Source organism: Giesbergeria giesbergeri (assembly GCF_054779375.1).
Map to the genome: position 1 here is coordinate 1 of NZ_BAAGYJ010000011.1, position 15,446 is coordinate 15,446.

At 56.2% G+C, this 15,446-nt stretch carries 11 protein-coding genes; 1 reads left to right on the forward strand and 10 read right to left on the reverse strand.

The window, feature by feature from the left end:
• Positions 1–162 precede the first annotated feature (162 nt).
• The 6 genes from gshB to ACYVB2_RS13845 form a co-directional block, all read right to left on the reverse strand.
• Entirely contained in the window at positions 163–1,110 is a 948-nt protein-coding gene (gene gshB, locus ACYVB2_RS13820) for a glutathione synthase (protein ID WP_382434146.1), read from the reverse strand.
• A 12-nt stretch (positions 1,111–1,122) separates the two neighbouring features.
• Positions 1,123–2,991, reverse strand: coding sequence for a potassium transporter Kup (locus ACYVB2_RS13825; protein WP_382434149.1), 1,869 nt, complete (start codon positions 2,989–2,991; stop codon positions 1,123–1,125).
• 134 nt (positions 2,992–3,125) lie between these two features.
• On the reverse strand, positions 3,126–4,421 hold the full coding sequence (gene gshA / locus ACYVB2_RS13830; protein WP_460537010.1) for a glutamate--cysteine ligase: 1,296 nt from the start codon (positions 4,419–4,421) through the stop codon (positions 3,126–3,128).
• A 63-nt stretch (positions 4,422–4,484) separates the two neighbouring features.
• Complete coding sequence (locus ACYVB2_RS13835; protein WP_382434158.1) at positions 4,485–5,951, reverse strand: TrkH family potassium uptake protein; 1,467 nt, start codon at positions 5,949–5,951, stop codon at positions 4,485–4,487.
• A gap of 24 nt (positions 5,952–5,975) precedes the next feature.
• Positions 5,976–7,424, reverse strand: coding sequence for a Trk system potassium transporter TrkA (gene trkA / locus ACYVB2_RS13840; protein WP_382434161.1), 1,449 nt, complete (start codon positions 7,422–7,424; stop codon positions 5,976–5,978).
• Between the two features lie 16 nt (positions 7,425–7,440).
• The gene (locus ACYVB2_RS13845) at positions 7,441–8,721 is read right to left on the reverse strand and encodes a glutamate-5-semialdehyde dehydrogenase (protein WP_382434163.1); all 1,281 of its coding nucleotides are present in this window, start codon (positions 8,719–8,721) and stop codon (positions 7,441–7,443) included.
• 327 nt (positions 8,722–9,048) lie between these two features.
• On the opposite strand from ACYVB2_RS13845, the gene bchE reads away from it, so the two are divergent.
• Positions 9,049–10,590: a magnesium-protoporphyrin IX monomethyl ester anaerobic oxidative cyclase gene (bchE, locus tag ACYVB2_RS13850; RefSeq protein WP_382434172.1), complete on the forward strand. Its 1,542-nt coding sequence runs from the start codon at positions 9,049–9,051 to the stop codon at positions 10,588–10,590.
• Between the two features lie 29 nt (positions 10,591–10,619).
• Here bchE and holA read toward each other — a convergent pair whose 3' ends face one another.
• The 4 genes from holA to ACYVB2_RS13870 form a co-directional block, all read right to left on the reverse strand.
• A complete protein-coding gene (gene holA / locus ACYVB2_RS13855; RefSeq protein WP_382434174.1) occupies positions 10,620–11,675 on the reverse strand; it encodes a DNA polymerase III subunit delta in 1,056 nt (351 codons plus the stop codon).
• A 15-nt stretch (positions 11,676–11,690) separates the two neighbouring features.
• A complete protein-coding gene (locus ACYVB2_RS13860) occupies positions 11,691–12,227 on the reverse strand; it encodes an LPS-assembly lipoprotein LptE (protein WP_382434177.1) in 537 nt (178 codons plus the stop codon).
• 3 nt (positions 12,228–12,230) lie between these two features.
• Positions 12,231–14,915: a leucine--tRNA ligase gene (gene leuS, locus ACYVB2_RS13865; RefSeq protein ID WP_382434180.1), complete on the reverse strand. Its 2,685-nt coding sequence runs from the start codon at positions 14,913–14,915 to the stop codon at positions 12,231–12,233.
• A 91-nt stretch (positions 14,916–15,006) separates the two neighbouring features.
• Positions 15,007–15,429, reverse strand: coding sequence for an ExbD/TolR family protein (locus ACYVB2_RS13870; RefSeq protein ID WP_382434186.1), 423 nt, complete (start codon positions 15,427–15,429; stop codon positions 15,007–15,009).
• Positions 15,430–15,446 lie beyond the last annotated feature (17 nt).

The following is a 15,446-nucleotide window of genomic DNA, read 5'->3' on the forward strand; positions in this document are numbered from 1 at the left end:
TGGCAAGAAAACTTGAGAAATCTTTGCGACTACTGCTTAAACCGTGGGGAGTTCAAGTTGTTGCTGATGGGTTGGTTGTGTGAACAACTGGTCCTTATCGGCAGCAAGGGGCGCATTGTAGCACCAATTTAGCCTCAGAACGAGGGAGCATGTCTTGGTCGGCTAAAGAGATAGAGCTTGTTCTAGTGCGTCCACAAACAGCCCCGGCACATCACAGCCTGTTTGCTGTTGGATTTCTTGAAAACAGGTAGGGCTGGTGACGTTGATCTCTGTAACGCAATCACCAATGACATCGATGCCAGCTAACAATAGTCCTCGGCTGTAGAGAATAGGTGCCAAGGTATTGGCAATTTCCCAATCACGGGCAGACAGTGGCTGGGCTACTCCTTTGCCACCAGCAGCTAAGTTGCCACGCACTTCGCCTCCTTGGGGGATACGTGCCAAACAGAAAGGCACGGGCTTGCCGCCAATGACCAGTACCCGCTTGTCCCCTTGTGCGATGGCGGGCAGAAACTTTTGCACCATCAGGGTTTGTGCACCCTCTTGGTTGAGGGTTTCGATAATGCTGCCTAGATTCATACCATCTGGCCCAACACGGAAGATGCCCATGCCACCCATGCCATCCAAAGGCTTGAGGATGATGTCTTGGTGTTCAGTGTGGAACTGACGCACATCATCAGCGTTGCGTGTGACCAGCGTTGGGCCGATCAATTGCGGAAACTCCAAGATGGCCAGCTTTTCTGGATGGTTGCGCAGGGCTTGGGGCTTGTTGAATACACGGGCACCGTCACGCTCAGCCTGTTCTAACAGATGCGTGGTATAGAAATACTCGCTGTCGAAGGGAGGATCCTTGCGCATTAGCACCACGTCAAAATCGGCCAAAGCAACCGTGCGTTCCTGTTGCACATGGAACCAATCTTGCAAACTGCCTGTGAGCGTGATGTCACGCACTTGGGCCTGCACTGGCGAGCCACGCAACCAACGCACCTGTCGGGGCTGGCATGCCGCGATCTGATGACCACGGCGCTGTGCCTCGCGCATGATGGCAAAGGTGGTGTCTTTGTAGGTTACAAAGGACTCCAGCGGGTCGGCAACAAACAGGATGTTCATGGGATGGCGTACTCAAATAGCAATCTTGGAGCCCAATTCCACCACAGCATTGCTGGGTAGATGCAAGAAGTCGGCGGCACCACTGGCATTGTGGTGCATCTGTGCAAACAGTTTTTCACGCCACGCCACCATGCCCCCCCCAGAGGTAGGGATGACGGTGTCACGCGACAAGAAGTAGCTGGTCGCCATCGGCTCAAGGGTGCAGCCCAAGGCGCCCAACTGTTCCAGTGCGAGTGGCACATTGGGGTTGTCCATAAAGCCGTAATGAATCACAACCTGCCAGCAGTCGTTGCCCAAGGTGGACATTTCCACGCGCTCTTCATTGGCCACCCAAGGCACTTCGTGATGGCGCACAGTAACAAACAGGTTTTGCGCATGCAGCACCTTGTTGTGCTTGAGGTTGTGCAGCAAGGCATTCGGTACGGTATTGGGGTCGGCAGTCAGGAAAACTGCTGTGCCAGCCACGCGCACAGGAGGATTGACAAACACTGCGGCCAGAAAATCTGACAGCGCAATGGCATCACTTTGCATGGCCTCGTGCAAGAGGCGGCGACCTTCTTTCCATGTCTGCATGACGATGAAAATGGCCCCAGCAATGACCAGCGGGAACCAGCCGCCATCAAATAGTTTGAGCAGATTGGAAGCCCAGAAAGCAAAGTCCACACCGAAGAAGAAAGCCGTGGCTCCCACACACAACCACAAGGGCAAATGCCAAGCGTTGCGAATGACAAAGAAAGTCAACACGGTGGTGATGAGCATATCGGTGGTGACGGCAATGCCATAGGCGGATGCCAAAGCACTGGAGGACTTGAACATGCCTACAGCCAACACGATGAGGACAAACAACCCCCAATTGACAAAGGGCAGGTAAATTTGACCGGCCTCTTGGACACTGGTGTGCAGTACGCGCAGACGGGGCAGGTAACCCAGCTGAATGACCTGTTTGGTGACGCTGAAGGCACCAGAAATCAAGGCTTGTGAGGCAATCACCGCAGCCATGGTGGCCAGCAGCACCAAGGGCAGCAAGGCCCATTCAGGGGCCATCATGAAGAAGGGGTTTTTTACGGCCTCAGGCTCTTTGAGAAGCAGCGCACCCTGTCCAAAGTAATTGAGGGTGAGTGCTGGCATGACGATGGTGAACCAAGTCATACGGATAGGACGTCGGCCAAAATGGCCCATGTCGGCATACAAGGCCTCGCCCCCAGTGACGCACAACACTACGGCCCCCAGAATAATGAATGTGGTGCCTGGCTGCGCCCACATGAATCCTATTGCGTAGTGCGGACTGATGGCCCACAAAATACCTGGATTACCAACGATGTGAAGGATACCCAACGCCGCAATCACAATGAACCATGCCACCATGATGGGGCCAAAGAAGCGCCCAATGCTGGCACTGCCGCGCTTTTGCACCATGAACAGCAGTAGCAGGATGACCAAGGTCAGAGGAACCACGGCTTTTTTGAAGGTGGGAGAGATGACTTCTAATCCCTCCATCGCACCCAGCACCGTAATGGCTGGGGTGATCACGCCGTCGCCATAGAAAAGGCAGGTACCAAAGATGCCCACCAGCAAGAGTACATGGCGCAAGCGGGGCTGGTCTTTGACGGTTTGGGAGGCCAGCGCCAACATGGCCACCAGCCCCCCTTCACCGTGGTTGTCGGCCCTCAAGACCAGAGCAACATACTTCAATGAAACGATGACGGTCAGTGTCCAGAAGAAGATGGACAAGATGCCATGCACGTTGTCGGGGGTGAAGGGGACATGACCGGAGCCAAAGACCTCTTTGACTGAATACAGGACACTGGTACCGATGTCGCCATAGACGACACCAACAGCACCCAGCATCAGCGCACCAAGGGAAGATTTGGAGTTTTGCACAGGAAATAGTCCGAGCGTTGCACCCTGTCGGGCATAGGCCACCCTTGAACGGGAGACTGGGATTGTGCGCTGGCTGTTGTGACTTGCCAGCAGAAAACGCCCGCCTGTTGCCAAGGCGCCACGGCCCCAGTGGCTTAATCGTAGACTTCAGCGTTGGGATCAGTGGCTTCGAGTTCGTAACTGGCTGCCAGCATGGCCAAACGTGCGACCACACCGTACATGTAGAAGCGGTTGGGGGCGCTGGCCCCAGGACGCGCACCGGGCTGGGGTAGTTGCGTGCTGTGGTGAAAGGCCAAGGGGACAAAACCAGCGCCGGGTGCATTGAGGTTTTCATCGCTGCCACGATCGGCATGGATGCGATAGAAACCACCGACCACGTAGCGATCGACCATATAGACCACTGGCTCCGCTACAGCTTCATGGACTCGCTCTTGGGTGAGCACACCTTCTTGGATCAGTGCATCATGAACCGTTTGCCCATCCTTGCTGACCGCCATCGATGCCAGTGTCTGGGGTTGCAGTGCTGCCAGCTCTTTGGCGTCGCGCACCGTCATCACACCCATACCGTGGGTGCCGTTGTCTGCCTTGACAACAACGAAGGGCTTTTCGTTGATGCCGTACTCTTTGTACTTGCGTCGAATTTTGCCCAGCAATGTATCGACCTGGGTTTGTAATTGCTCCAAGCCAGTGCTGCTGGTGAGATCCACATCACTGCACTTGCCAAACAAGGGGTTGATCAGCCAAGGATCAATGCCAAGCACCTTGCCAAAGCGTTTGGTGACCTCTTCATAGCTGCGAAAGTGCTTGCTCTTGCGACGCACACTCCAACCTGCATGCAGGGGTGGCAGCAAATATTGTGCATGCAGGTCTTCCAAAATACCGGGCACGCCTGCCGACAGGTCATTGTTGAGCAAGATGGTGCAGGGATCGAAGTTTTTTAACCCAATACGACCGCGCTCACGCAACAATGGCTCCAGCGTAATCGACTCGCCATTGGGCAAGTCCATCACCAAGGGTTTCTTGACGTCAGGACTGATGGAGCCAATGCGAACATGCAACCCAGCCATATTGAAGATGCGCTGGAGCTGTGCCAAATTGCTCAGATAAAAGCTGTTGCGCGTGTGGTTCTCAGGCACGATGAGCAGGTTGCGCGCTTCGGGACAGATTTTCTCGATGACTGCCATAGCAGCCTGCACAGCCAGCGGGAGCATTTCGGGGGTGAGGTGATTCCACCCCCCCGGAAACAGATTGGTATCTACAGGCGCCAATTTGAATCCGGCGTTGCGGATATCAACCGAGGTATAGAAAGGTGGAGTGTGCTCCATCCACTCCAGGCGAAACCATCGCTCGGTAGCAGGCATTGAATCAATAATGCGCTGTTCGAGTTCGTTGATAGGCCCGGTGAGGGCGGTGATGAGGTGCGGAACCATAGGTTGCCCTTGAAAGACAGTTGCGCACCATTGTAGGGAGTTGACCGGCGGTTTCTGACAGACTTATCGACGCCAGAAAGCGGGGGTCAGCAAAGCCATAAAACTGAGAATCTCCAACCGCCCGAGCAACATGCCCAAAGTACAAACCCAGAGCTGAAAATCTGTCAGGGTGGTGTAGTTGCCTGAAGGGCCAACTCCCCCCATGCCAGGGCCTACACAGTTGACGCTGGCGATGGCCGCACTGATGGCGGTGATCGGGTCGAGATCCGTGAGCAATAGCACCATGCTCAAGACGATGACAGTGCCACCATAAACCAACATGAAAGCCATGATGGAGAAAATGGCGCCACTTTCAACAACCGCCCCCCCCAAACGCACCGGCTGCACTGCATGGGGATGCACTAAGCGGGTCATTTCACGCCGGGCCTGCTTTACCAAAATGAGCATACGCACCATCTTGATGCCTCCCCCTGTAGAGCCGGCACTGGTGGCTACACCGGAGAGCATGAGCATGAAAACAGGGGCCAGTACGGGCCAGTGCAGATAGTCCACCGTGGCAAAGCCCGTGGTGGTAGCCACCGAAACCACATGAAAAACACCGTGGCGCAAGGCATCTAAGGGGCCGTACACATTTTTGGCCCACAGCAACAGCGCTACCAGCACACCGCCACCCAACAGTGCCACCAAGGTGGCTTGCATTTCTGGATCGCGCCAAAAGCCACGCCAGTGCCCTTTACGCAGGGCAACAAAATACAGAGCGAAGTTGCAGCTGGCCAACAGCATAAAAACCAGTGCCACCAACTCCAGCCACATCGATTGAAAATAACCCAAACTGGCATCGTGGGAAGACATGCCACCTAAGCTGACCGTGGCAAACATATGCATGAGCGCATCGACAGGCGACATGCCTACCAACCAATAGGCGACAACACAAGCCAACGAAAACAAGGCGTAAACACCCCAGAGCCCTTTGGCTGTTTCCGTCATGCGCGGGGTAAGCTTGGTGTCTTTGATCGGGCCAGCCGCCTCGGCCTTGAACAGTTGCGCACCGCCTACCCCAAGCATAGGTAACACGGCTACGGCCAAAATCAGAATGCCCATGCCCCCCAGCCATTGCAGAAAGGTGCGCCAAACATTCACAGACACTGGCAAGGTGTCGAGGCTGGGAAGGACTGTGGAACCGCTGGTAGTCAGCCCAGACACCGTCTCAAAATAAGCGTGGGTGAAACTCAGAGAACGGCCTATTTGGTCATAGGCCAACAGCAGTGGCAAGGTAGCAAACAGAGGCAACAACACCCAAACCATCGTGACCAGCATGACGCCGTGGCGGGGTTGCAATTCACGTTGGTAACGACGCAAAGCTACGACCAGGGTGCCCCCTACCAACAAGGTAAAGGCCATGGAGACCGGGTACACCGGCCAGATGCCATCCTGCATCCACCATGACACGGCCAGTGGCACCCCCATAGCCAAGGCAAAGAGCATCAGCAACATGCCCAACACACGCAGAACGGCAAGCACATCTGTCATGGCAGCAGACCGTGGCCAATGCCATCAGAAAAAGGTGGCACTGACACGAAAAAGTTTTTCCACGTCTCGCACCAACCGTTTATTGGGCAAGAAAAACACCACATGGTCATTGCTTTCGATGACAGTATGGCTGTGCGGAATCACCACTTGGGGCAATCCAGCGGGTTGTGGTGCATCTTCTGGCCCGTGTAAACCACGCACAATCAGGCCCATATGGACGTTTTCTGGCAAAGACAGGTCACTGACCTTGCGCCCCACGACTCTGGAGCTTTTGCGGTCACCACGGGCCACAATTTCTAGTGCCTCGGCCACGCCCCGGCGCAGGCTATGCACCGCCTGCACATCGCCTTGGCGCACATGGGCCAGTAGCTCCCCCAGCATGGCTTGGGCAGGGGACAAGGCAATATCGATTTCGGTGCCGTGCATCAGGTCAGCGTAGCTGCGACGGGTAATCAACGACAGTACGCGACGTGCGCCCAACCGCTTAGCCAGCAGGCTGGACATGATGTTGTTCTCATCATCGTCGGTCAGGGCCAAAAAGAAATCGACCTCCTCAATGTTTTCGGCCTCGAGCAAGTCTTCATCGGTGGCATCGCCCTGCAAAACCAACACATCGCCAGGCAAGGTAGATGCCAGGGCAATACAACGTTCAGGATGGCCCTCCACCAACTTGACATGAAACCGCCCAGGCTGACTCCCCAATTCCTGTGCCAGACGCAGACCCACATCACCGCCCCCAGCCACCATGACACGGCGCACTGGGCGTGCTGGCTGGTGTGGACGCCGGTGCAAAGCGGCCAAGACAAAGGAAATGTGCTCACGCGCTGCCAGCACAAACACCTCATCGCCTGGCTCAATCCGGGTGTTGCCACCACAGGGAACAAAGCGGTCTGGCTCCTCAGGAAAGCGCCGGTAAATAGCCACCAAACGCATAGCCACATCGGGGGTGGCTACGCGCACCTGCGCAATGGTCTGCCCTACCATAGGTGCCCCTAGCATGGCACGGGTAGAGACCAGACAGGCCCGCCCCCCGGCAAACTCGCGCACCTGCATGGCCTCAGGGTATTCAATCAACTTGGCAATGTAGCGGGTCAGCGATGCTTCCGGACAGATGACATTGACGGCAAAACCCTCTGGCCCGGCCAAAATGCCGCCGGGGTCAAAACCGGAGGAGCGCACCCGCGCAATACGCGCGGGAACATTGAACAACAGTTGCGCCACCTTGCAAGCGACCAAATTGGTTTCGTCTTGGGTGGCACAAGCAATCAACAAGTCGGTGTCTTGGGCACCGGCCTCTGCCAATACGCTGGGATTGATACCACTGCCCACAACGCCGCGCAGGTCAAACCGGGCCTCCAACTCGCGCAGACGCTGGGCATTGGTATCAATGACGGTGATGTCATTGCGCTCAGAGACCAAACTATCGGCCACGCTTTGACCGACGCGCCCCGCGCCCAAGATGATGATTTTCACAACCGCAATCGCTTGTTCAGCTGCGCACCTCGCCTTCGCCCAGCACGATGTACTTGAGCGAAGTCAGCCCCTCAATCCCTACTGGGCCACGGGCATGGAATTTGTCGGTGCTGATACCGATTTCGGCGCCCAAACCGTATTCAAAGCCATCGGCAAAACGGGTGCTGGCATTGACCATGACACTGCTGGAATCGACTTCGCGCAGAAAACGCTGGGCATGGATGTGGTTGGTGGTCAGGATGGCCTCGGTGTGCTGGCTGGAATACTGGTTGATGTGGGCGATGGCCTCATCAACCCCAGACACCAGCTTGATGCTGATGATGGGTGCCAAATATTCTTCGCTCCAATCTTGCTCGGTGGCAGGCACCAAAGTAGCACCCGCGACCCCCTGCAACAGGGCCAAAGCTTCGGGGCAGCAGCGCATCTCTACCCCCTTGGCGGCAAACACTGCTCCAATTTGTGGCAGAAACTGGGCCGCGATGCTGCGGGCGACCAGCAGACTCTCGGTGGCATTGCAAGGGCTGTATTTTTGCGTTTTGGCGTTATCGACCACGCGCAGGGCCATGACTAAATCGGCACTGTCGTCCACATAGGTGTGGCAATTGCCATCCAAGTGCTTGATGACGGGCACCTTGGCATCACGGCTGATGCGCTCAATCAAGCCTTTGCCCCCGCGTGGGATGATGACATCGACAAACTGTGGCATGGCGATGAGTTGGCCTACGGCCTCGCGGTCGGTGGTGGGCACCAGTTGCACGGCATGTTCGGGCAGGCCTGCCTCTTGCAGCGCCTGCACCACCAAACGGGCCAAGGCTTTGTTGGAGTCGATCGCCTCGGAGCCGCCGCGCAAAATGCAGGCATTGCCACTTTTGATGCTGAGGCTGGCGGCCTCGATCGTGACGTTGGGGCGGCTCTCGTAAATCATGCCAAAAACACCAATAGGCACCCGCATTTGACCCACACGGATACCGCTGGGCTGCTGCTTCATGCCCAGGACTTCGCCAATCACGTCGGGCATAGCGGCCAATTGCTCACAACCTTGGGCGCAGGTTTCTAACACCTTGGGGGTGAGCTTGAGGCGATCTACCATAGGCTCGGCCAGCCCTGCGGCGCGGGCGCGCTCCAGATCACGGCTGTTATCGGTCTGCAAGGCATCCGTTTGCTCACGCAGCAGACGGGCCAAGACCAACAAAGCCTTGTTCTTGGCTGCTGCCGGAGCCTTGGCCATCAGGGCAGAAGCGGTTTTGGCTTGCAAACCGAGGGTCTGCATGATTTCGGTGACATCAAGGGCGTTCATGGAAACAGATTCTGGCAGAAGCGCCGCTGTAGGCAACCGAAACTCAGAGGAAACACACAGCAGGCAGGGCCAGCAAGCACCCGATGTGGCGCAAATGCTGCAACGGGCAAACTGGCCCACCTTGCTATTCCCGTCGCTTAGGGTCTTCGGCTTTTCGATGCGATCTTGTTTTGCACGAGGGTGGTGTGCCTCACGCACTTTTGTGACGACTGTTTCGGATGTAGGTGGTTTTTGGATGGGCATCGATGTTAATCTGGCATTCCAATAGAAGACGCCTTCTACTCCCCGTGGGCTTGTTAGTGAGCCCTCTCTGCCCGTGTATTGCACATGAAAATCATATTATTGAATCCACCCCATACTGCGATAGGAAGTCGTATTCCTGGAGAGCATCTGCCACCTTTAGGATTGCTCTCGGTGGGTGGCCCTTTAATCGATGATGGTCACACGGTTTGTTTGGTAGATGCAGATAGGGAATTATTGACCATAGAAGAAATGGTGTCTACCATACTCACCAACGCCCCTGATGTATTGATGTTGGGTCACTCAGGGTCTGGCTCCGTTCACTCCACCGTTTTGAAAATTTGTCAAAAAATAAAAGAATACCAGCCACAATTGATTATTATTTATGGTGGGGTGCATCCTACATACCACTGGGATGAAATCATGCTGGAAGCACCAGCCATCGATATCATTGTCAGAGGCGAAGGGGAGAAAACCACACGAGAACTGGTACGGGCGCTGGAGGTGGGGCAAACTTTATCTGAAGTGGCTGGCATCGTTTTTCGTGAGAACGGCCGCACCCAAGCAACACCGCCCGCAAAGGTGATAGACCAGCTGGATCAATTTCGTGTTGGATGGGAACTGATTGACCACAAGGACTACTCCTACTGGGGAGGAAAGCGCGCAGTGGTCGTGCAATTCTCAAGGGGCTGTCCGTATCTTTGCAGCTATTGTGGGCAACGGGGCTTCTGGAGCAAATGGCGCCATCGAGACCCGCAAAAGTTTGCCCAAGAGCTGGGACGGCTGTATCGGGAAGAAGGGGTAGAGTTGATCAATTTTGCAGATGAACTCCCTACTGGCTCCAGAAAGGCATGGAAAACTTTTTTGGAAGCCTTGATTGCTGAAGATGTTCCCTTGCTGTTGGTAGGCTCTACCAGGGCAGGGGATATTGTCAGAGACAAGGATATTCTTCACCTGTACAAACAGGCTGGCGTTGTTCGATTTCTTTTGGGTATTGAGACATACAACGAGACAACCCTTGCCCACATTCGCAAAGGGGCCAGCATGTCCGAAGACAGAGAGGCGATCCAATTATTGCGTAAACACGGCATTATCTCGATGGCGACTTACGTACTGGGCTTTCATGAAGAGCGTGATATTGATTATTGGCACTCCTACAGACATCTGCTTTCTTACGACCCGGATCAGGTACAACTACTTTATGCCACACCACACCGGTGGACTCCGTTTTATGAGTCTGTTGAGCATCGGCGGGTAGTACAAAAAGACACCACCAAATGGGATTACAAACACCAAGTCTTGGAAGCAGAGAACGTGCCCGTGTGGCGGGTTTTTATGTGGTTCAAAACCATTGAAGTGTTGATGCAAGCCAGGCCGCGTGTGCTTTACAGAATGCTCTTTCATCCAGAGGCCCGTTACAGACATGCCATGCGTTGGTACACCCAGATAGGCCGTAAAGTCTGGTTCCACGAGCTTTTTGAGTTTTTGTTCAAAACGCGCATAGAGAAAAATGGCCCTGCGCTCTCTGCGCTGATGGGGACTGCATTCACAAAACGCGAATACTCGATGGCATCAAAGGGCCAACGCACGGCAGGCACGATTCCCATCATGAATGCCAGCGACCATTGATGGGCCTTGGTAAAAAGCCTCGCCCCGTTTCAACGCGCTGCCAACGCCAGCTTGCCCAACTGTAAGGCCAGGCGCTGCAAGGCCTGCCACGGCTGTTGCGGCCAATCGGGCACCGACAAGCCCTTGACGATGCCATCGACCTTGTGTGCTGATTGCAGCAACCGGGCCAGCGCCGCATCGGTGGTGCGGGGCACAATGCGCTCAAACAGGCGCTCCTTAGCCCCCCAAACACGTTGTTCACGCAATGCCATTGGCAAAGGGCGGCCTGCGGTAACAGCATCCTTGACGCGCTTGAGGGTGCGGATGTCTTCGGCCAGCGCCCAATGCACCAGCACAGCAGCTTCACCCTCGGCCTCAAGGCCGTCTAACATGCGCTGCACACGCAGCAATTGGCCAGACAACACGGCTTCTGACAGCTTGAACACATCGTAGCGGGCCACGTTGAGCACGGCTGCCTCCACCTGTTCCCAGTGCAGTTGTCCTGGGGGATAAAGCAGGGCCAGTTTCTGGATTTCTTGGTGCGCTGCCAGCAAATTGCCCTCCACCCTGTCGGCAAAAAAGGCCAAGGTGCGTTGGCCCTCTTCTCCGTCCACCACCTGCTGGCTTTGGGCTGCCAGCCGCTGGGCAATCCATTGTGGCAAGGCAGCCCGCTCTACTGGGTCGATCTGTACCGTAACGCCGTGGCTCTCTAGTGCCGCAAACCAAGCGCCCGTTTTGGTGGCTTTGTCTAAACGCGGCAACAAAACCAGTGTCAATGCACCCTCGTTGCCCACAGCAGCCTCGGCCAACTGTTGCAGCGCGGCACTGCCCTCTTTGCCTGGCTTGCCTGAGGGGATGCGGATTTCGATGATTTGCTTGTCGGCAAACAGGCTCAAACTGCCACCGGCGGCCAACACAGCACTCCAATCGAAATGGGCACCGGCTACAGTGAAGGTGCTGCGCTCGGTATAGCCCTGAGCCCGCGCTGCCGCCCGGACAGTGTCGGCCGCTTCTTGTTGGAGCAATGGCTCATCGCCATGCAAGGTGTAAAGCGGACGCAGCCCTTTGTGCAGATGGGCCGCCAGTTGGGTCAAGGCAATGTGCATGAGACAGTGGGGGCACTACGGCAAACGCACTGCGGCCAAGCGGCGCAGCAGTTGCTGCACCAAATCGGTCTGCATATTGCGTTGCAGCAGTGCCTCTTCGGCCTCTTTAGCCAAGGCAATAGTTTCGCTGTAGCTGATGTCGCGGGTTTGCAGCAACTCGGTCGGCTCCAGCAGTTCCTCACCCTTTTGCGTGCGCAAGCGAAACTTGATACGCAAGCGCAATTGCAACTCGCGCACCTGTCCCGAAGCGTTCAGGCCCACCACGCTGCGTTCGTTCTGTTCTTGCAGCAGCTCAAACACCACCTGCGCTTGCGGCAACCGGGCGGGTTCGCGCCACACCTGCAAGGCGGTGGTTGACCCATCCAAGGTGCGTTGCAACTCGCGCGCCAATGGCGATGTAGTGGGTGCCGCGATATAGAGGGACTGAAAGGCAAACTGCGGCACACCCCGCAGCCGAAAACCACAGGCCGACAGCGCCAGCGAAGCGGGCAGCAGAGCCAGCCAAGCCCGCCGAGACCAGCGGCCTTCAGCAGCAGGAGCAGGATGTGCCATGCCTCAAACCACCACGTTAACCAAACGGCCTGGCACCACAATCACCTTCTTGGCAGCAGCACCATTGGCCTGCTTGAGAAAGGCCTCGTGGGCCAGTGCCACGGCTTCAATCTGTGCCTTGTCGGCCTGTGCAGGCACAAAGATAGAGCCGCGCAGCTTGCCATTGACTTGCAGCATCAGCTCAATCTCGTCTTGCACCAGTGCCTGTGCATCCACCTGGGGCCAAGCGGCATCGAGCAAATCGCCCAAGTGGGCGGCATAACCCAATTGCGTCCAGAGCGCATGGCTGATGTGCGGCGTAGCCGGATAGAGGCAGCGCAGCAAAATACCAAAGCCTTCAATCAGTGCAACATGGGCACCGGGGCAGTCCAGCGCCTTGAAATCTTCCAAGGCGTTGAGCATTTTCATAGTGCCCGAGACCACGGTGTTGTACTGCATACGCTGGTAGTCGTAATCCACCTGCTTGAGCACGCTGTGAACCTCTAGGCGCAGTGCCTTGGCTTCTTTGCCAAAGGCCACGTCTTTCAGGCTGGCAGCACCGGCCACACTGGCGTTGGCGGCCACGGCATCTAGCGTTGAGAGTTTGACGCCAAAGTTCCAGACCCGGCGCAAGAAGCGGTAGCTCCCCTCCACGGCGGCATCGTTCCACTCCAGCGTAGCCTCAGGTGGAGCGGTGAACATGGTGTACAGGCGTGCAGTATCGGCACCGTATTTTTCGATCAACTCTTGTGGGTCAATGCCATTGTTCTTGGACTTGGACATGGTGCCCACGCCCTCGTAGTCAATCGGCGTACCCACTGGTAAATCACCCACAGCGTTTTTCAGCTTGGCACCCATGATTTTGCCCGCATCATCGAGCACATGCTCCACATCGTGCGGCCAGAAATACTCCTTGGCCCCCTTGTCTGTGCGACGGCTATAGATATGGTTGAGCACCATCCCCTGGGTGAGCAGCTTAGTGAACGGCTCATCGACCTTGACCAAGCCCAGATCACGCATGACCTTCGTCCAAAAGCGGGCGTACAACAGGTGCAAGATGGCGTGCTCAATGCCACCGATGTACTGATCCATGGGCATCCAGTAATCCGCACCTTCAGCGACCATTTTTTCGCTGTTTTGGGAATCGCAATAGCGCATGAAATACCACGAGCTATCGACAAAGGTATCCATGGTGTCGGTTTCACGCCGTGCAGCTTGGCCGCAGACCGGGCAAGTCACACCCGCATGGAAGCCTTCGTGCTTGTGCAGCGGGTTGCCCGAACCATCGGGGATGCAATCTTGCGGTAGCACCACGGGCAGGTCTTTTTCGGGCACCGGCACCGCGCCATGCTCTGGGCAGTGGATGATGGGAATGGGGGTACCCCAGTAACGCTGACGGCTGATGCCCCAGTCGCGCAAACGCCAAGTGGTTTTTTTCTCGCCCAAGCCCAGTTTTTCGAGTGCATGGGCTACGGCAGTCACAGCCTCTTTGTAGGTCAATCCACTGAAATTGTCGGAGTTGACCGTCACACCACGTTGCTTGTCGGCATACCAGTCTTGCCAGCGTTCGAAATCGAAATCGGCTTCGCCATCGACCTGCACCACTTGCAAAATTTCCAGCCCGTATTTCAGGGCGAAGGCAAAGTCTCGCTCATCGTGGGCTGGCACACCCATTACTGCGCCATCGCCATAACCCATCAGCACGTAGTTGCCAACCCAGACCTCCACCGGCTCTCCGGTGATGGGGTGGTTGACAAACAGTCCGGTGGACATGCCCTTCTTTTCTTGGGTAGCCAGTTCGGCCTCTGTGGTGCCACCCTTTTTGCATTCCTCTATGAATTCGGCCAGATGGTGGTTGGTACGTGCGGCATGTAGGGCCAGCGGATGCTCAGGGGCCACTGCACAGAACGTGACACCCATAATGGTGTCGGCACGGGTGGTAAACACATAGAGTTTGCCATCGCCAATCAACGTGCCATCTTCACCCAGAATGTCGTGCGGAAAGGCAAAGCGCACCCCTTCAGACTTGCCAATCCAGTTTTCTTGCATCAGCTTGACGCGCTCGGGCCAACCGGGTAGTTTGTCGCCCGTCACAAAGTCCAGCAATTCTGGGGCGTAGTCGGTAATTTTGAGGTAGTAGCCCGGAATTTCGCGCTTTTCTACCAAAGCGCCAGTGCGCCAGCCCCGGCCATCAATCACCTGCTCATTGGCTAGCACGGTTTGATCCACTGGATCCCAGTTGACCACCTGGGTTTTGCGGTAGGCAATGCCTTTTTCCAGCATTTTCAGGAACAGCCACTGGTTCCATTGGTAATAGTCGGGGTCGCAGGTAGCCACCTCGCGGCTCCAATCGATGGCCAAGCCCATCGCCTGCATTTGCTTTTTCATGTAGGCGATGTTGTCGTACGTCCATTGTGCTGGTGGCACACCGTTTTTCAGCGCGGCATTTTCAGCAGGTAGGCCAAAAGCATCCCAACCCATCGGCATCAAAACGTTGTAGCCGCTCATGCGCAACTGGCGCGTCAGCATATCGTTGATGGTGTAGTTGCGCACATGCCCCATGTGCAGTTTGCCGCTAGGGTAGGGCAACATAGAGCAAGCGTAGAACTTCTTCTTGCTCTGGTCTTCCGTAACACGATAAGCATCGTGGGCAGCCCAATGGGCCTGCGCGGCGCTTTCAACCTCGGTGTGTTGGTATTTGTCTTGCATGGAGAGGAAAATCGGGAAAAGCGGTCGGATGCAGCGGCTGGGCGCTGCGCTGGCAGGGATTTTAGGCGCTGGCATAGCAGCGCCTACGATTTCAGGGCTGTGCAGCAGGCTCGGCCACAAAGCCGATGCGCCGGAGCCCGGCTTGATGGGCCTGGCCCATCACCTCTACCACACGGCCATAGGGCACCGAGGCGTCGGCGCGCAATTGCACCTCGGTATCGGGCTGCGTGGCGGCCACCGCGCGCAGTTTCTCTGCCAAGGCTGCTGCGGCCAAGGGTTGGTCATCCACAAACACCAGACCGGCTTTGTTCAGCACCACCATCACGGACTGAGGCGCTGTGCCCGGCACAGCACCCTCCGTGCGAGGCAACTCCAGCCGGATGCTGTGAGCCAATAAGGGGGCTGTGAGAATGAAAATGACCACCAGCACCAACATGACATCGATCAATGGCGTCATGTTGATTTCACTGATCGGCTGAGGCGCGCTATGGCGTTCGAGACGGCCAAAGGCCATGATGGTTCGCTCCTTGG